This window comes from Flavihumibacter petaseus NBRC 106054, assembly GCF_000974785.1.
Lineage (GTDB): Bacteria > Bacteroidota > Bacteroidia > Chitinophagales > Chitinophagaceae > Flavihumibacter > Flavihumibacter petaseus.
The window spans coordinates 454,499-473,259 of sequence record NZ_BBWV01000002.1 but is presented as its reverse complement, the minus strand read 5'-3'; the positions used below and the strand labels follow the sequence as shown (position 1 = coordinate 473,259).

12 protein-coding genes are annotated in these 18,761 nt (G+C 49.7%); 7 read left to right on the top strand and 5 right to left on the bottom strand.

The features are described from left to right. Window positions 1–159: 159 nt before the first annotated feature. Window positions 160–3,270, top strand: a complete 3,111-nt coding sequence (locus FPE01S_RS11865) for a TonB-dependent receptor (RefSeq protein WP_217998208.1) — start codon at window positions 160–162, stop codon at window positions 3,268–3,270. A gap of 56 nt (window positions 3,271–3,326) precedes the next feature. On the opposite strand, the gene FPE01S_RS11860 is transcribed toward FPE01S_RS11865, so the two are convergent. Then, window positions 3,327–5,786, bottom strand: a complete 2,460-nt coding sequence (locus tag FPE01S_RS11860; protein ID WP_046369202.1) for an outer membrane beta-barrel family protein — start codon at window positions 5,784–5,786, stop codon at window positions 3,327–3,329. Window positions 5,787–6,022: 236 nt separating this feature from the next. Between FPE01S_RS11860 and FPE01S_RS11855 the strand changes: the two genes are divergently transcribed. Then, window positions 6,023–7,141 (top strand): sensor histidine kinase, encoded by a 1,119-nt coding sequence (locus tag FPE01S_RS11855; protein WP_046369843.1) that lies wholly within the window; start codon window positions 6,023–6,025, stop codon window positions 7,139–7,141. Continuing rightward, entirely contained in the window at window positions 7,138–7,869 is a 732-nt protein-coding gene (locus tag FPE01S_RS11850) for a LytR/AlgR family response regulator transcription factor (RefSeq protein WP_046369201.1), read from the top strand. Before FPE01S_RS11855 ends, FPE01S_RS11850 begins: the two co-directional genes overlap by 4 nt. Before the next feature lie 87 nt (window positions 7,870–7,956). Here FPE01S_RS11850 and FPE01S_RS11845 read toward each other — a convergent pair whose 3' ends face one another. The 3 genes from FPE01S_RS11845 to FPE01S_RS11835 form a co-directional block, all read right to left on the bottom strand. Beyond that, window positions 7,957–10,329, bottom strand: a complete 2,373-nt coding sequence (locus FPE01S_RS11845; RefSeq protein WP_046369200.1) for an ABC transporter permease — start codon at window positions 10,327–10,329, stop codon at window positions 7,957–7,959. 141 nt (window positions 10,330–10,470) lie between these two features. After that, window positions 10,471–11,241, bottom strand: coding sequence for an SDR family NAD(P)-dependent oxidoreductase (locus tag FPE01S_RS11840; RefSeq protein ID WP_046369199.1), 771 nt, complete (start codon window positions 11,239–11,241; stop codon window positions 10,471–10,473). Window positions 11,242–11,279: 38 nt separating this feature from the next. Next, a complete protein-coding gene (locus tag FPE01S_RS11835) occupies window positions 11,280–12,992 on the bottom strand; it encodes an IlvD/Edd family dehydratase (protein ID WP_046369198.1) in 1,713 nt (570 codons plus the stop codon). Between the two features lie 147 nt (window positions 12,993–13,139). Between FPE01S_RS11835 and FPE01S_RS11830 the strand changes: the two genes are divergently transcribed. Then, window positions 13,140–13,934, top strand: coding sequence for an alpha/beta fold hydrolase (locus FPE01S_RS11830; protein WP_245623992.1), 795 nt, complete (start codon window positions 13,140–13,142; stop codon window positions 13,932–13,934). Between the two features lie 3 nt (window positions 13,935–13,937). Here FPE01S_RS11830 and FPE01S_RS11825 read toward each other — a convergent pair whose 3' ends face one another. Then, entirely contained in the window at window positions 13,938–14,780 is an 843-nt protein-coding gene (locus tag FPE01S_RS11825) for an alpha/beta hydrolase (protein WP_046369197.1), read from the bottom strand. Between the two features lie 88 nt (window positions 14,781–14,868). On the opposite strand from FPE01S_RS11825, the gene FPE01S_RS11820 reads away from it, so the two are divergent. The 3 genes from FPE01S_RS11820 to FPE01S_RS11810 all read left to right on the top strand — a co-directional run bounded on the left by FPE01S_RS11820 (window position 14,869) and on the right by FPE01S_RS11810 (window position 18,747). Then, window positions 14,869–15,822, top strand: a complete 954-nt coding sequence (locus tag FPE01S_RS11820) for an ATP-grasp domain-containing protein (RefSeq protein WP_046369196.1) — start codon at window positions 14,869–14,871, stop codon at window positions 15,820–15,822. A gap of 179 nt (window positions 15,823–16,001) precedes the next feature. Then, a complete protein-coding gene (locus FPE01S_RS11815; RefSeq protein WP_072053988.1) occupies window positions 16,002–17,114 on the top strand; it encodes a carboxylate-amine ligase in 1,113 nt (370 codons plus the stop codon). Then, entirely contained in the window at window positions 17,104–18,747 is a 1,644-nt protein-coding gene (locus FPE01S_RS11810) for an amidohydrolase (protein WP_046369195.1), read from the top strand. The genes FPE01S_RS11815 and FPE01S_RS11810 overlap by 11 nt, the downstream gene beginning before the upstream one ends. Window positions 18,748–18,761 lie beyond the last annotated feature (14 nt).

Below are 18,761 nucleotides of genomic sequence, written 5' to 3'. Positions count from 1 at the left end.
TCGGCCGGATACATGGTAATAATTGGTTATAGTCCGGTTACACATGATGCAGCTTACAATTTGTTAATATTGTCATAACGCCTTGACGCGATTATTCTTTTTCTTTGCAGCTGTAAACCAACCCACACCATGACAAGAAACATCTTACAGATTTTAATTATGTTACTTTTTCCGGCGGTAATGCTGGGGCAGGTAACAAGCAGCAGCCTGAACGGTGTCGTGAAATCTGCCACCGGCGAAATCCTGGAAAATGCTACGGTGAAAGCTGTCCATATCCCGACAGGCACAATTTATTCCACCCGGACCGGCAAGAACGGGAATTACAATATTCCCAACATGATTCCCGGCGGGCCCTATTCTGTTGAAATTACCCATGTGGGATTTGACCCCTACCAGGAATCAGGAATTACACTGACACTTGGAGATAACTTTCGCCTGGATGGAGACCTGAAAGGCAGTTCCAAAGAACTTACCAACGTGGTGGTTTCTGCCCAGCGCGGCACGAGTCGCCGCAAAACCGGCGCATCGACCAATATCAGTAAAGAACAACTGGCTTCCATGCCCACACTCAACAGGAGCCTTTCCGATTTTACACGGATGACGCCTCAGGCCAACGGCAACTCTTTTGGCGGGATGAACAACCGTTTCAATAATATTACCATTGACGGAGCTGTGAATAATGATGTATTTGGTCTGGCCAGCAACGGTACGCCCGGCGGACAAGCCAATACCACGCCTATTTCCCTGGATGCGATCCAGGAGATCCAGGTGGTGCTGGCCCCCTATGATATCACTTACGGCAACTTTACCGGTGGTGGAGTAAATGCTGTAACCCGTTCCGGAACGAATAACCTGGAAGGATCTGTTTATTATTTCTTCCGTAATGAAGGCATGACCGGCAAGGACCCTGTCAGCAAGGTAAAAACCACGGAGTTCAGCGACAAACAATATGGTATCCGGCTGGGCGGCCCTATCATCAAAAACAAATTGTTCTTCTTTGCCAATGCTGAACTGGCCCGCCGCTCCGCACCGACTACCTTCAACGCCGGCGATGACGGCGCAGTACTTACCAAGGCGGAAGCTACCCAGCTTACCGACTATATGAAAAGCAAGTATAATTATGAAGCAGGTACCGCCGATATTTTTGATGCAGAAACACAAAGCAATAAATTCTTCGCCAGAATTGACTGGAATATCAATGAGAAGCATCGTCTAACCCTTCGCCACAACTATATTGATGCCTACGATGACAACATCACGCGCTCAAGAACCCTATTCCGTTTCGGTAACAACACCTATCGTTTCAATAACAAACAGAACATCACTGTTCTTGAATTGAGAAGCCGGTTCTCCAATTCAGTTTCCAACAACCTCATCCTGGGCCTGCACCGCATTCGCGACTACCGCAGCACCTACGGTTCACTCTTCCCATCGATCGAAATCACCAAAGGTGGCGGTACACTTCAACTGGGTTCTGAAAGAAGTTCAACTGCCAACGAACTGGACCAGGATATCTTTGAAATTACCGACAACCTGAAACTATTTAAAGGCAAGCATACCTTCACCTTCGGCACGCATAATGAATTTTTCCAATTCAGGAACCTGTTCATCAATAACCTCAATGGCCGCTGGCGGTTTAACAGCCTGGATGATTTCTACGGAAACTTCCCCCGGCAATTCGACGTGTCATTTTCAGCAAATAAAACCACGAATCCCCGTCCCGCAGCTGAGTTTAATGCAGCCCAGCTGGGCTTCTACGCACAGGATGAGATCCAGTTCAATCCACAGTTCCGACTCACTTACGGACTTCGTCTTGACGTACCCGTGCTACCCGATGAACCAACGTACAATCCTGTAGTGGATTCAACCTATGGCGGCAAGTATAACACACAGAACATTCCCAATGGACAACTGATGTGGTCTCCCCGCGTCGGCTTCAACTATGACGTTGAGGGTGACCGCAGCCTGATCGTACGCGGTGGTGTTGGTATTTTCTCCGGCCGCGTTCCCTTCGTGTGGATTTCCAACCAGTATGGCGGAACCGGTATGATGTTGCGTACTACCAGCCAAACGGACAATTCACCCACACAGCCCCCCTTTGATGTAAATGGCGGAAAAGGCTTTGATCCGGATCCCAACAATCAGAGCAATATTGGCGCCGCCGGCAACAGCTTTGAAACCAACCTGATGGATAAGAACTTCAAACTTCCCCAGGTTTTCAGAGGCAACGTCGGCGTAGATGCCAAACTACCTGGTGGAATTAATGCCACCCTGGAGTTCATCTACAGCAAAACGATCAACAACGTATTCTACCAGGATGTTAACCTTACCCCGGCTGTAGGTGTTGTTGACCCGGCCTACAACAATGGTTATGATGACAGGATCGCTTTCGGTGCCAACAATGCTGCCCGCCGGATAAATCCGTCCATTACCAATGCGCTGTACCTGACCAATACCAGTAAAGGATTTAGCTACAATATCGGCTTCACCTTAAGCAAAGCGTTCAAGAACCTTTACACACAGGTTTCCTATAACCACAACGGCGCAACAGATGTAAACAGCGGCGCCAGTTCAACTGCCCTATCGAACTGGGAATTTGTTCAGGTTGTGGGTGATCCCAACAATGCTCCACTGGCTATCAGCAACTACTCCCTTACACACCGTTTCCTGGCAACAGCTACTTATGGTAAAGAATATGCGAAACATTTCAAAACATCAGTATCCCTGTTTTATTCAGGTAACAGCGGCCAGCGGTTCACCTACCTCGTAAACGTTGACCTTAACAGCGACGGTCGATTCGGAAATGACCTGCTCTATGTACCGGCTGATCCCAGCCAGATCAATTTTGTTGACCTGATCCAGAACGGGCAGGTAAGGTATACTGCAAAACAGCAGTCTGATGCCTTCTTCGCCTATATTGACAATGATAAGTACCTGAGCAAACGTAAAGGTCAGTATACAGAAAGAAATGCTTCAAGTACCCCGTGGGAGCATGTAATCGATGCCCGTATTGCCCAGGATTTCTTTATCACGGCAGGCGGCAAACGTCACGGGCTTCAACTCACGTTTGACATTTTCAACCTGACCAACCTGATCAATAAAGAGTGGGGACGGCAGTTCATTGTAACCAACCAGGCGTTTACCATCCTGAACACAGCAACAGTGAATAACGTCAAAGGATATACCTATACGCCGAATTCAATTCCCTGGAGTATGACCTTCGGTTCCCGCTGGCAGGGCCAGGTGGGCATCCGGTACACTTTCAATTAATAGTATCTCTAATCCCTGAACTGACAGGTAGCGAATATTTCGCTACCTGTTCTTTTTTACTCCTTCCTCACACGGCTTTCTTCTTCCTTCCTGTCCGGCACCTGTTCAGCCTTCTTTTTTACCAGGGAACCAAAAGTCCGGGTATAGCTGAGTTTGATGATTGGAAAACGGGTGCTCTCCGCCTTGTAGATCACCTCATTTTTTATGGAAAACACTTCCGGCGTAACGGCCCCATAATAGTTGTATACCCGGATACTCCGCAACAGGTCGTTCGCGGTCAGCTGCAACGTGCCGCGGTTCTTGTCCAGCACTTTTTTAATAGCGGCATTCAGTGATCCGAAACCTTTATTCATCACATTTCCATTATACGAAGAGCCACTGTACCAGCCAGAAATTTCCATACCGTAGGCTTTCGGAAACCGCAGGTCGATGGATGCATTGGCAGTGAAACCGAAATAGGTTGTTGCTGCTGGTAGCGGTGTGTGAGTCAGTTCGAACTTCCGGGGACCGCCACTGCCACCGATCTGGAGCTTCCACCATTCGGTAATAGCAATGGGCAAACTCAAAGTCAGGTCAATGCTTTTCCGGCCACCAAGATTCCTGGGAGCAACATATAGCAAGCCCTCAACCGGGCCATACCCAAGCTGGTAGCGGATAATAGCGTTTTTCTCGTCACTAAGCACCATGGAAAGACTGTACCCCTTCTGACTGTAACCTATTCTGAAATTATACAGGATCGCCGGCTGAAGGAATGGATTACCCGTAAAGACAGCAGTAGGATCGCTGTACACCACATAGGTAGCAAGGTCATTGTAGGAGGGTCGGCTGATTCTTTTGGTAAACGACAATTGCCACTCGCCACCGGCACCCGTTTGCCGGTTCAGAAAAAATGCCGGGAAAAGCGCACCCAACCGGCGCACCGGAGCAGCCTGTACATTCCCGGATTTGCCGACAGGTTCCATCATGGAATATTCGTACCGGAGACCCAGTGAGATGGACAGGTTTGTTACAGGTTTTACCGTGGCATTGGCATAAGCTGCGAGGATTGCCTCCCGCATGCCTGTTTCCGTTGCTGCACCAGTCCGGTCAATCCAGACATCATCTACCAGTGACTCAATGCCAGCACTGCTGTTCACCCGGGTAACAGAAGCCTTCAATCCGGATTCTATTTTCCAGGTGCCGGAAAGCGGCCGCTCGTAGTCCAGTTTTCCCACCGCCACATTGATCCTGGTTTCCGCGTAGCCACGTTGCCAGGGTGAAAAAAGGCTGTCATTGCCGCCTGCTTTTTCGCCTGCTTCATTGAGAAAGCTGCTGTTAACGGTATTGGGATTGGTGTTCCGGAAAGAAAGAAAATCGACCCCCAATCTCCATTTTCCTTTCTTGACGGACTGTTTTTCGAGGTACAAGGTGGATAACAGGTTATTCCACCTGTTCCGCGAATCGATATTTCCCCTGAAGTAAAGCGATGAATCGGGCAATACAGTGTACGTGGCAATGGTTTCCGTATGCATCGGACCAAGGCTGCTGTTCAAATTCATTTGTATACCTGCTTTCGTCCGGGAATCCAGATCCATTTCCATACCCAGGCCTGCATCGTGTTGCTGCTGCCGCCTGTTGGCCGCGGAGACAGAAGTCACTGCCAGCGCCCCGCCCAGTAAAGGCATCAGCTGGCCACTTTGAATATCAATGTCGCTATAGGTGTGATCAAGAGAATAGCTGTAATTTCCATTCAATCGAAACCGGCCTTTGTGATGCGTCAGCTGAACACCGGCGAGCACTTTTTCGCCCCTCCCATATCCGGCAGTCAGTGATACATTGGCGAGGGTTCCCCGGCCACGTTGTTTCCTGGAAACAATGTTAATGATGCCGGCGCTTCCTTCCGCATCGTATTTAACCCCCGGCGTACTGAGTATTTCTATCTTTTCAAGGTTTTCAGCATTCATTCCGCTGAGCAGCCGCAGCACCTGTTCCGGAGAAAGCATCAGCAGCCTGCCATCCAGCATCACCTGCACCCCCTGCTTACCATTTACCGTAATGCTGTTGTTTTGATAGTCGATACTGATACCGGATGACCTTTCCAGCACCTGGAGAATGGTGCTCCCGGTTGTCAGCAGGCTTTTGGTGGGGTCAATCACCAGCCCTTCGCCGGTCTGACGGATCATGGATGCCGGAGCTTTTACCGATACCGCGCTGAGCAACTGTTCCCCGGCTTGCAATTCAATCTCACCCAACGCAACTGAAAACGGTGCTCCCTTCCAGTTGAAAACCGGAGATTTCCAGGTGACATATCCTATCGAACTGATCTTTACAAAGTAGCTGCCACTATCCATCCCGCTTATGCGAAAATCACCGGAATCATTTGACTGAACCGCTTTTACAATGCTGCCGGAATCAGCCATTAACAATATGCTGGCAGCTGGAACAGCCCGGTTACCGGCATTCCTGACCGATCCCGTTACCTGGGCTATGGAATAAGCCGAAAGGAACACCTGCAGCAGGATCAATATAATCTTCATGGTTGGTTTTTGCTGATTGCCCGTAAAGAAAACTGTTGCTGCCAGCAGGAAAAATTCCGATTGCTGTACGACAGGAAATTATTGATGAGCCGCTGCCCTTCTTCCGGCTACCGGAAAAAACCCTGAAAAAGCCGGCATCTGCATTTCAGCCCTGTCCAGGCACCTCTTGTCAATGTTTGGATGCTGGTCATCCTCAAACGGGGTACAGCACTCGATTTTTGGCTAATTTTAAACAAGTGAATTCACCTTTACATACCCGCTGGTGGTACCGGTATAAATTGTACCACCTGCCCTTCTGGTTTGTCTATCATTACCTGTGGTGGACCCTCACTATCGGAAGTGTGTGGGCGGTCGCAAACAACCTGTTCTTTACGCCTTACTCCATAAAATTTTTGTTCTACGTCATCTTTCAGGCCCTCTGCGTCTATTTCAATTTGTATTATCTGATCCCGCGCTACCTGGCGAAAGGCAGGTATTGGTGGTATGCAGGCTTGTTGCTGCTTACCATGCTGGTGACGGCCATACTGATCGTGCCGGGATATTACGTAAGCGCGTGGCTGTCCGGGCGCGACTTCCAGGAATTATACGGGATTCCGCCATCGCACTATAGTTACTTTTTTCAGATCAACACATTTCCATCCACGGTTGCCAGTACAACACTGGGGATGAGTCTGAAACTTGCCGGAAACTGGATCAGGAGCAGAAAACGGGAACAGGCCCTGGAAAAGGAGAAACTCGAAACCGAATTGAAATTCCTTAAATCCCAGATCAATCCCCACTTCCTGTTCAATACCATCAATTCCATATTTGTACTGATCCACAAAAACCCTTCCATGGCATCTGATGCTTTGGCAAAGTTTTCGGACCTGTTGCGGCACCAGTTGTATGAATGCAATGATGCGCAAATCCCATTGCAGCAGGAACTTGATTTCCTGGCTAATTTTATCAGCCTGGAACAATTGCGACACGACACCCATGTAGAGACAACCATCACTATTCCAACTGATCCTACAGGAAGTTTGCTTATTGCGCCCTTTATCCTGCTGCCTTTTGTTGAAAACGCCTTCAAACATGTTTCGCAGGACAAAGAAAAATCTAACCATATCCGGATCAATATTAATTTGGCGGAAGACACCCTTTATCTGTCCACCAGCAACAGTACCTCTTCACGGCTGCTTAACCGGTCTTCCCTTCCCCCTTCGTCCGGGATTGGATTGAAAAACGTGCAAAGAAGGCTGGAACTAATATATCCGGACATCTATAAATTAGACCTGCAGCAGGAAGCGACAGATTTCAAGGTGTCACTGTCAATCCTGCTGAAACAGGAAAAACAGTTTCAAAAACTTGCAGTATGACACTTCGTTGCGTCGTAATTGACGATGAGCCGCTGGCCCGGGAATGTGTGGTCAACTACGCAAGGGAGGTTGACTTTCTTGAACTTGCCGGTACGGGTTCCAATCCCATCGAGTTGTCAAAATTGCTCGGCGGGCAATCCATTGATCTCGTTTTTCTCGATATCCAGATGCCACTAATGAATGGGATCGAATACCTCCGTATGGCTAACAGGAAGCCAATGATAATAATCACCACAGCCTACCCCAGCTATGCGCTCGATGGTTTTCAGTTCGATGTGGTGGACTATCTCCTTAAGCCCATTACCTTCAACCGGTTTTTTAAGGCAGTTAATAAAGCAAGAGAACTCCAGCAGCTTCAATTGCACTATCAATCCAGCGCAACTGCGGGAACAGCACTTGTACCGGATTTCTTTTTCATCAAATGCGATTACAAATATGAAAAGATCTACCTGGCCGACCTGTTGCATATTGAGGCATTACAGAATTATGTTGCCCTTTACACCACTCGGGGAAAATTCATGACCCTGCTCAACCTGAAACAGGTTGAAGAACAACTGGACAGATCGCGATTCCTGCGGGTGCACAAATCCTTCCTGGTCTCCCTCAGCAAGGTGGAAGCCATCGACAATGGCGAGATCATCCTGCCTTCCGGGCGCGTACCGATCGGTCGACAGTACCGGGAACAGGTGATGGAGAAAATCCTTTCCAATAAATTATGGAAGAAATAAGGTCATGCCTATAAATAAACCCCCTGCTGAAGCAGGGGGTTTTGCTTTCAAGATAATACCAATTTACTACTGCTAAAAAAACACTCTTTATTCGGAACGCAATGTTTTGACAGGATTGGTCAATGCCGCTTTTAGCGATTGCAGGCTGATCGTGATCAAGGCAATCCCTACAGCAGCGATACCAGACCAGAAAAACACGGTCACACTGAGCGGCGCACGATAGGCAAAATCTTCCAGCCATTTGCTCATGAACCACCAGGCAACAGGACTGCCGATCACTATCGCCAGTAATACCAGCCGGATAAAGTCACCTGCCAGTAACCGGACGATACCCGTCGTGCTGGCACCAAGCACTTTCCTGATCCCGATTTCCCGGAGACGAACCTGCGCGGCATAGGCAGTAAGCCCCAGCAATCCAAGGCACGAAATGAATACGGCAATGGCAGCAAATACCTTGAACAGGTTACCTACCCTGGTTTCTGACCGGTACAACTGGTCATAGGTTTCATCCAGGAAAGCATATTTGAAAGGATAGTTACTATTGTATTGTTTAAAACTTTTCTCCGCAGCGGCAATCGCCTGCTGCGCCTGTCCTCCCCGGGTACGGATATAAATCCTGTTCTCCACATTTGGGTTATAGAACATGACCACCGGCCCGATCTTGTCTTTCATGGAAGCATAGTGGAAATCTTTCACCACCCCAATAATAGTAGCGTTATTCTGCCAGATCCGGAATCGCTTTCCGATCGGATCCGGGCCAAGATTGGCTTCCCGCACGGCTGTTTCATTGAGGATCACATGGCTGCTATCGGCCTTGCTGCCGGTAAAATTATTTCCTTTGGCAAGATCCATTTTAAAGAAGGGAAGGAAGTCTTTATCAATCGCCATCACGTGGATCATGAAGGTCGAGTTGGGTTCCTTTCCGTCGAAATCGGTGTTGCCGGTCATCGAACCAAGCGAAACAATATTGTTATTGTCCGACCGCGTAACGGCACTGATGCCTTGTTGTTTTTCAAGCGACGCCTTCACTACATCATAATGATTGCCCATTTCGCGCATGGTGAAACTGAATACCTGGTCTTTATTATAGCCCAGCGATTTTTCGCGGATAAACTTCAATTGCCGCCCGATCACGATCGTACCGGCGATCAGCATGATTGAAAAACAAAACTGCACCACTACAAGTCCCTTCCGGAACAATACATCATTGAAACGGGGGGTGATCTTCCCCTTGATCGCTTTAAGGGGCTCAAAAGAAGACAATAGGACGGCAGGATAGATGCTTGACAAAACAAGAGTTCCCAGTGTCGTCAGCCCGATCAGTTTCCAGACCCCCGTATCGGTCAGTCCGAATTCGAGTTCTTTGCCCGATAACTGGTTGAAATAAGGCAGCAGTACGGGGATCAGGGCAAGGGCCAGTGTTGTGGCAATGGCAAACAACAACGTCGTCTCCACGATGAACTGGAGAAACAACTGCGACCTGTTGGCTCCTGATATTTTCCGGAGACTTACTTCCTTGGCACGCAGCAGCGACCTCGCAGTGGACAGATTTACATAATTGATACAGGCGATCACGAGGATCAGCACGGCGATCAAAGTAAACAACTGAACCGTCTTGTAGCCATTGTCTCCCCCATCGGCCCTGAACAGGTGCATCTTTTCCAACGGCAGAAACAGGTATTCGATATCGGTGTCATCTGCCTTGTGTTGCAGATGAAGATCACGGAGGCGGACGCTGAGGTCTTTCAGGCTGGTATTTTCATGAAGTGTCAGGTAAGTGTTGTAATTGTACTGGTTGAAATCGTTGATGAAAGCCTTTCCGGGTTCACCTGCATACATATATTTTTCCAGCGCGGCCATTGGCAGCAGCATTTCATAAAGACGGAAACTGCTGTTTGCCGGGGGATTCGCAATGATGCCACTTACCCGTAGTGGAATGGTATCATCTGCGATCAGCGTTTTGCCCACAGCATTAGCCGTGCCGAAATACTTTTCCGCCATACGGCGGCTGAGCACAATTGACTGGTTGTCGGTAAATGGTTTTTCCGGATCACCTGCAACCAGGGGAAAATTCATGAAACGGAAATAGTTGGAGTCCACAAAGAATTTATAATCTTCCTGGAAGGACTTATTCTCAAAACGGAAGATAGAATGGGTGTAATCATAAGTGGTTCGCACCTGGGATTGTATCTGGGGGAAGGCGTTTACGCCCAGCGGTCCGATTGCCGCATTGGTGTTGGTCCACAGCTGCCGGCTGGAACCGGTGCCGGCCATGTTTTCCAGTTTGTAGATCTGACGGCCATTGGCAGCGAAAGTGTCGTAGGATTTTTCATCTTTTACCCAGAGCAGGATCAACAATCCGATCGCCAGGCCCAGGGTGAGCCCTCCGATGGTGATTACGGAATTGAATTTGTTCTTAAGAAGGGTGCGCCAGGCAGTTTTGAAATAATTGAACAGCATGCTATGGTGTTGTTGGTCCCTATTGCTAAACAAGGGCAATACCAGATTATAACCAATTGATTATCAGTACACACTCGTTTTCCAGGCGGCGCGCATGTCCGTTATTGATACAGCAGGTGTACTGTTTTGGCGTGCTTTGGGCTAAAAAGGTGGTGGACTCATGGCCGTCCATCCGCCATCGATGATCAGGGTTTGCCCGGTGATGTGGCGGGCAGCCGGAGACAGCAGGAAGCATGCGGCCGATGCAATATCGGCAGTGGTGGCAGGTCGCCCCATGGGTGTGATGCGCGACCAGACAGAAGCATAATCAGCGTCTGCTGCGGTACGTTCTGTCATGGTTGCGCCCGGTGCCACGGCATTCACATTGATACCAAGGGGCGCCAGTTCCGGAACCAGGTGACGGGCCAGCATTTCAAGGGCGGCCTTGGTCATACCGTATGCGGCAAGATGCTGGTGTGCCTGGTGTCCGGTAACGGAAGACATAAACAGAAAACTTCCGCTACTGCCGGAAGCCTGTGAACGCATCTCCTTTGCGGCAGCCTGTGCCAGGAAAAAAGTACCTGCCAGGTTGGTCTGCATTACCTGCTGGAAGTCCTCCGGCGTATAGGTAAAGAAATCACCGAACAGCGTGATACCCGCGTTGGCAACCAGCAGATCCAGCCTTCCTGTTTCCTTTAAAGCCGTAGCAACCAACTCGCGGATGCAATGCATACTGCCGGCATCACCGGCAACGGCAATGCCACGTCCGCCTTCGGCAGACAACTTTTCAATCGCTGCAGCTGCCAGTTGTTCGTCGCGGTCATTCAACACCAGGAAAGCTCCTTTGGCAGACAACTGCCGGCAGATTTCAAAGCCAATGCCCTGTGCTGCCCCGGTGACAATCGCTGTTTGTCCGATAAAGCTTGTCTGCATGTAGCTTGATTGAAGTTGGTGTTTAACTGCAGCCATGATCAATGCGAATCACGCGTAACGGTACTACCCGAACCACCCCGTAAAAAATCAAAGTCGGCGCCCAGGTGGCTTTGTTCAACATGCCGTACATACAATTGCACATATCCGCGGGCGTAAGGACTTTCAAAAGGTTGTTGCACAGCGCGGCGCCTTTCAATTTCTGCGGGCTCAACCACCAGCGTCAGCTTTCTTGCGGCAGCATCCAGTTCGATGATATCACCATCCTGCACCAATCCCAACAGGCCACCGTCGGCAGATTCCGGCGACACATGCAATACCACCGTACCGAAACCTGTTCCACTCATCCGGCCATCTGAAATGCGCACCATGTCTGTAACGCCAGCCGCAAGCAGTTTTGCAGGAAGTGTCATATTGCCCACTTCAGGCATACCAGGGTATCCTTTTGGGCCGACCTGTTTCAATACCAGGATGCTGTCTGCCGTGACCGGCAAATCCGGATCATCAATACGTGCCTTGTAGTCTTCAATATGCTCGAATACCACCGCAGGGCCGCGATGCTGCAATAACTGCGGCGTTGCGGCAGATGGCTTCAGCACCGCTCCTGACGCGCAAAGATTTCCTTTCAGCACCATAATACCACTTTGCTCCCGGAACGGCTGTTCCAGTGTACCGATCACCTCCTGGTTGAAACTTACCGCATCCGTAATATTTTCTGCCACGCTTTTTCCGTTCGCGGTAATTACTTCCCGGTGAAGGAAAGGAGCGATAACATTCATCAGTGCAGGCAAGCCACCGGCGTAATAAAAGTCTTCCATGAAATATTTGCCACTGGGTTGTATGTTCGCAACAAGCGGAACATCCAGGGAGAGTTGATCAAAATCTTCCAGCGTTAGCGGTACACCGATTCTTCCCGCAATTGCGAGGAGATGCACCACAAAATTGGTGGAACCACCAATGGCTGCATTTACCCTGATAGCATTCTCAAAAGCTTTCCGGGTAAGGATCTGCGAAGGAACAAGGTCTTCCGCTACCATCTCAACGATCCGCCGGCCGGATAACTGGGCGATGGTTTTCCTTCTGGAATCGGCCGCGGGGATCGCTGCATTACCCGGAAGGGTTAGTCCCAGTGCCTCTACCATACAAGCCATCGACGAAGCAGTTCCCATGACTGCACAATGCCCCCTGCTGCGGCACATGCTGCCTTCAGCGCTGTTGAGCAATTCTTCTGCCAGTGCGCCGGATTTCAACGCATCGGCAAACCGCCACACATCCGAAGTGCCGATATCCCTGCCCTGGAACTTACCCGTGAGCATCGCACCACCGGAAACAACAATGGCAGGTATATCAACGCTGCAGGCGCCCATCACGAGGGATGGCGTTGTTTTATCACAACCACAAAGCAATACGACCCCATCCACAGGGTTTGCACGTATAGATTCTTCCACATCCATGCTGGCCAGGTTCCGGTAAAGCATGGCGGTGGGGCGGATCAGTGTTTCACCCAGCGACATTACGGGAAATTCGAAAGGAATGCCACCCGCCTGCAATACGCCCCGTTTAACCGATTCAGCAAGTTCCCGGAAATGAGCATTGCAGGGTGTCAGTTCGCTGAAGGTATTGCAGATCCCGATAACAGGCTTCCCGGTAAACTCGTCGTCCGGCAGCCCCTGGTTTTTCATCCATGAGCGATAGATAAATCCATCTTTTCCTTTTTTTCCAAACCATTGCTGGCTGCGCAGTGCTTTCTGCATATCATGTGGTTGAAGAGTTTTCAATTTATGGTTTTTGCTGCTTACTTTGGGAAAAGCTCGCAAAGAATGGAAAGCACGCAAATTATTTCCCGCAAAGCTCGCGAAGGGGCAAAGACGCAAAGGGGAAGGGTTGGTTTTGGGGAAATTGTGAAAAGAGTGTTTGGCGGCATGACGATGATGCTCCTGCTGACTGTAAAAGTATACGGCCAGGTTGATTCGGGCTACCTGGATGGTATAGGTCACACGCCCATTTATTATGAATCCAGGGGGAACGGAGATCCTGTGCTGCTGATTCACGGGTTTATTGTAAATGGTGAGAGCTGGAAAAAAACAGCTTTGTATGATTCATTGCTGCGTTCGGGTTACCGGGTGATTACCATGGACCTGAGGGGTAACGGAAAATCTGGAAAACCGCATCTGGCTGACGCCTATGCGAATGATGCAGAGGCAAAAGACATCATGCTGCTGGCTGACAAATTCAACCTGGAGCAGTACACTGCCGTCGGCTATTCGCGGGGATCGATCATTACTGCAAGACTGCTTGTAATGGATAAACGATTACGGCGTGCAGTAATGGGTGGGATGGGAACTGATTTTACAGATCCCGAATGGCCCCGCCGCAAAATGTTTTACCGTGCACTCAGCGGCGACACGGTGAAAGAGCTGGAACCTATGGTGCGTTATGTTCAGCAGAGTGGACTCGACCAGCAGGCACTCGCCCTGTTGCAAAAGGAACAACCATCCACACCGAAAGCGGCACTGGCAAAAGTGAAACAACCCGTACTGGTAGTTTGCGGGAAGGAAGATTCCGATAACGGCAAGGCGTCTGATCTGGCAGACCTGTTTTCAAATGGAAAATATGTAACAGTACCCGGCGATCACGGTGGTGCGGTAAGAACACCTGAATTTGCGGTTGCGGTGCTGGATTTCCTGCGGAAATGACCGCTACTGTCCATACGCAAATGCCCAGCGGAGAAAAGCGGGCATCGCCCTGGACCAGGTGGTGATATCATGCTTGCCATCTGCTATTTCGAGATAGGCGATTTGTTCTGCAGGATAACCTTTGGTTTTCAGTTCGGTGATCAGGTCACAGGTATCGTCAATGGAATCGATAATGCCGTTGCCGTTGCGGTCATTGGTCTCATCCAGCGATCCTGTTTCAAAGAAGAACTGCAGCCATGGAGCAAAGTTGCCTTTGCGGATCATCTGGTGCATGATCCGGTGCAGGTTATCGTTGTATGCTGCATCATCCTGGTCGAGGCTGCGCCACCAAAATGATCCACTGAACACACCTACTTTGGTAAACTCGTGCGGATGGGCCCAGACAATATCAAGCGCACTCAAACCGCCAAGGGAAAATCCTGCGAATATTTTCTCGCGGAATTCGCTCCACGGAAGCGCCTTCCGCCATGCCGGCAACAATTCCCTGAAGACAAACTGCGTATAGGCATTTGCTTTGTCACCCCGCCCGAGATAGTCGGCCTGTGCAGCGGTACCATATTCACGTTTCCTTTCCGGACCCGCATGGATCCCGATCACGACAAGCGGCCGCAACGTTCCGCTATGGTACCCTTCTTCCAGTAAAGCGGTAACATCCAGTTCTGTGAGGTGCTGACCATCATTCATCAGCAACAGCGATGGTGTAACGGAGGGGGAAATCGCTCCTGGAAAGAAGGCTTCCGATATAACGGTTCTGTCCAGCCACACCGACTCAATTTCCAGTCGGATGTGTTCAATTGCATTACTGTTTTCCAGGCTCACGGGTTGTTGTACTTCAGTTCCTCTCATGCAGGTTGTAAAGCCGGTAAATTACAGGTTTTTGCCGAAAATCCAGTATATTGACTGCAGTTAGTAACCATTAAACCGCAGCGCGCGCATGAAGAAGATCGGCATCCTGTTTGGCCAGGAAAGGAGCTTTCCCATGGCCTTTATCGAGAGGATTAACAGCAAACAAATCGAGGGTATAACGGCTGAACCGGTGAACATCTCCAAAGTCGTTCAGGGTGAAGCAACTGACTATGCGGTTATACTTGACCGGATTTCACAGGACGTCCCCTTTTACCGGGCCTACCTGAAAAACGCTGCGCTTTGTGGTACAGCGGTGATCAATAATCCATTCTGGTGGAGCGCAGACGAAAAATTCTTCAACAACTGCCTGGCTACCAAGATCGGTGTTCCGGTACCCAAAACCGTGATCCTCCCCTCACGGGATCATCCCGCTGATACGACGGATCAGTCGTTCAGCAACCTGGCCTATCCGCTGGATTGGGAGAGCATCTTTAATTATATCGGATTTCCCGCATATATGAAGCCATTTGCCGGCGGCGGCTGGAAGAATGTGTACAAGCTGGTAAGCATGAATGACTTTTTTGAAAAGCACGGAGAAACAGGCGAACTGGTAATGCTGCTGCAGGAAGAGATCGTGTTTGAGGAATATTACCGGTGCTATTGTATCGGCGGCAAATATGTACGGATCATGCCATATGAACCGCGCAATCCGCATCACCTCAGGTACCAGGCTGGTTTCAGTCCCAGCCCTGAAAAACTGAAACTGATGGAGGACATCGTGCTCCGCATCAACCACTACCTCGGTTATGATTTCAATACGGTTGAACTCGCGTTGCGGGATGGCATCCCCTATGCCATCGACTTTTGCAATCCGGCCCCGGATGCTGATATCAAAAGTGTAGGGGAAGACAATTTCGCCTGGGTAGTAGAAACTGCCGCCAATTTTGCCATTGAAAAAGCGATGGCACACCAGCCCAATCAGGATAACCTGACCTGGGGCGAGTATGTAACGAGAAGCGCGGCGAAGAAGAAATTAGTTTAGTAGTTTAACTGTTTACTGGTTTATTTGTTAGTTCCCCGCAGATTTAACGCTTCAACTATTAAAATGTCAAACTACGGTTACCCACAACCACAAGCATCTAACAATCACAGGAAATATTCAAACGTCGGGTGGTAAACTACTAAACTTCTATACATCTAAACATCTAAACACTTTTTACATTGAGCACAATCAATTACCAGCAGTTCACCCTGGGTGTAGAAGAAGAGTACATGGTGATTGATCCGAATACACGAGAGCTTAAAAGCCATGAGCAACGGATCGTTCTGGAAGGACAAAAACTGATCAAGGATAAGGTCAAGGCGGAAATGCATCAGGCTGTAGTGGAAGTAGGTACAGATATCTGCCGCGACATCGATGAAGCGCTGCATGATGTGGGCAATCTCCGGAAGACCATCGCACAGGTCGCGGGAGAACTCGGTTTTGCCATGGGCGCATCGGGCACCCATCCCTTCAGCCATTGGGAAAGCCAGCTCATCACCGACCATGTGCGTTACAGTGAAATTGTAAACGAATTGCAGGAAGCTGCGAGAAGTAATCTCATCTTCGGCCTGCACGTGCATGTGGGTATGGAAAGCCGTGAAATGGCCAACCATATCGCGAACAGCACACGTTATTTCCTTCCCCATATTTATGCCCTGAGCACCAACTCCCCTTTCTGGGAAGGCAGACAAACAGGATATAAATCATTCCGGACAAAAGTTTTCGACAAATTTCCGCGGACTGGCATCCCTGAATATTTCGCTACAATTGAAGATTACGACAATTTCATCAAACTGCTGGTGAAGACCAATTGTATCGACAACGCGAAAAAAATCTGGTGGGACCTTCGGGTGCATCCTTTTTTCAATACTGTGGAGTTCCGCATCTGCGATGTTCCCATGACTACGCATGAAACGATCCTGATTGCAGCCCTTTTCCAGGCAGTATGCGCCAAGATCTACAAATTGCGCACCCAGAACATGAACTATATTCAGTATTCCCGTGCACTGATCAATGAAAACAAATGGCGCGCCAGCCGTTACGGCCTGGATGGACGACTCATTGACTTCGGCAAGGAAGAAGAAGTTAACATGCGCGTGCTGATCTATGAACTCCTCGACTTTGTGGATGATGTGGTTGATCACCTCGGCAGCCGGCATATCCTGCAGCTGGTACCTAATTTGCTGGAAACAGGAACCGGCGCAGACCGTCAGCTCCGCGTGTACCATGAAACCAACAGTATGGTAGCAGTCGTAGACTATATCAAAGATCAATTCCTTTATGGCATTTAAAACAATTTCCCGCCTTACGGCAATTCTCTGCATCATTTGTTGTGTCTCCTGCAGCCGGAAAAAAGCAGACCTGATCGTTTACAACGCCAAAATCTACACGATAGACAGTACTTTTTCCAGGGTGTCAGCAATGGCGATCAAAGACGGAAAGATCGTTGAAACGGGGTCAGATGACGCGATCTTCGGTCAATTCGATGCGCCTGACCTTCTGGATGCAGGTGGCAAATTCCTGTATCCCGGCTTTATTGATGCGCATTGCCACTTTTTCAATTACGGCCTCGGGTTGCAGACGGCAGACCTGACCGGCACAACTTCCTGGGAGGCGATCCTTGATACAATGAAGGCCTTCGCAGTGCGTCATCCCGACGGATGGCTGATCGGAAGAGGCTGGGACCAAAATGACTGGGCCGTCCAGGCATTTCCCAACAATGATGTATTGAACACTTTATTTCCCGACCGTCCGGTTTTGCTGACTCGGATCGATGGACATGCCGCCATCGCCAACGCAAAGGCACTTTCGCTTGCCGGCGTGCAGCCTGGCATGACCCTCACCGGTGGTGAAGTTCATACTGATCGAAACCGGCTGACCGGTTTGCTGGTGGACAATGCCGTTGACCTCGTATATGCGAAAATACCGGCTCCCGGCCCGGCTGATGTGGAGCATGCATTACTTGATGCGCAACAGAACTGCTTTGCCGTTGGACTGACAACGGTTGACGACTGCGGCCTGGATGCCCGTGTGGTCAGCTTTATCGATAGTATGCAGACAACAGGAAAACTGTCCATGCGCGTTTACGCGATGCTGAGTGACGCCCCGGCAAACTATGAATTCGCCCGTAAAAAGGGAAAGATCAAAACTGACCGGCTGTCGGTACGGGCCTTTAAAGTATATGCTGACGGTGCCCTTGGATCAAGGGGTGCCTGCCTGCTTGCACCTTATGCTGATCAGACTGGTCATTATGGTTTTCTGCTCAGCGACCCGAAACATTTCGACTCGGTGGCCAACGAGCTTGCGGCGCTCGATTTCCAGATGTGCACCCACGCCATCGGCGACAGTGGCAACCGGACGATACTGAACACTTACTTACGGCGACTCGAAGGCAAAAACGATAAGCGCTGGCGGATCGAACATGCCCAGGTCATTGCGCCGGAAGATTTTGCAAAATTTGGTGCTGCGTCCATCGTTCCCTCGGTTCAACCCACTCATGCCACATCAGACATGTATTGGGCAGGGAAAAGACTTGGGCCGGAACGCGTGAAGGGTGCGTATGCCTATAAGCAACTGCTGCAGCAAAATGGCTGGATCCCCCTGGGAACCGATTTCCCGGTGGAAGACATCTCACCATTTAAAACCTTTTATGCTGCGGTGGTGCGAAAAGATGCAGCTGGAAAGCCGGACAGCGGTTTTCAGATGGAAAATGCACTTTCCCGTGAAGCTGCCCTCAGAGGCATGACCATCTGGGCAGCGAAAGCCAATTTTGAAGAAGGCGAAAAAGGCAGCCTGGAAAAGGGAAAATGGGCAGACTTTGTTTTGCTGGACCAGGACCTGCTGACTGTAGCGCCGGAAAAGATCCTGCAAACCAGGGTGGAAGCAACCTATGTAGGCGGTAAAAAAGTACATGGCGCCAAATGAGCAGACTGAACAGC

Excerpts from the sequence above, each read along its gene's own strand:
- FPE01S_RS11865 (WP_217998208.1), top strand. The coding sequence starts at position 160 with ATGTTACTTTTTCCGGCGGTAATGCTGGGGCAGGTAACAAGCAGCAGC.
- FPE01S_RS11860 (WP_046369202.1), bottom strand. The coding sequence starts at position 5,786 with ATGAAGATTATATTGATCCTGCTGCAGGTGTTCCTTTCGGCTTATTCC.
- FPE01S_RS11850 (WP_046369201.1), top strand. The coding sequence starts at position 7,138 with ATGACACTTCGTTGCGTCGTAATTGACGATGAGCCGCTGGCCCGGGAA.
- FPE01S_RS11845 (WP_046369200.1), bottom strand. The coding sequence starts at position 10,329 with ATGCTGTTCAATTATTTCAAAACTGCCTGGCGCACCCTTCTTAAGAAC.
- FPE01S_RS11840 (WP_046369199.1), bottom strand. The coding sequence starts at position 11,241 with ATGCAGACAAGCTTTATCGGACAAACAGCGATTGTCACCGGGGCAGCA.
- FPE01S_RS11835 (WP_046369198.1), bottom strand. The coding sequence starts at position 12,992 with ATGCAGAAAGCACTGCGCAGCCAGCAATGGTTTGGAAAAAAAGGAAAA.
- FPE01S_RS11825 (WP_046369197.1), bottom strand. The coding sequence starts at position 14,780 with ATGAGAGGAACTGAAGTACAACAACCCGTGAGCCTGGAAAACAGTAAT.
- FPE01S_RS11820 (WP_046369196.1), top strand. The coding sequence starts at position 14,869 with ATGAAGAAGATCGGCATCCTGTTTGGCCAGGAAAGGAGCTTTCCCATG.
- FPE01S_RS11810 (WP_046369195.1), top strand. The coding sequence starts at position 17,104 with ATGGCATTTAAAACAATTTCCCGCCTTACGGCAATTCTCTGCATCATT.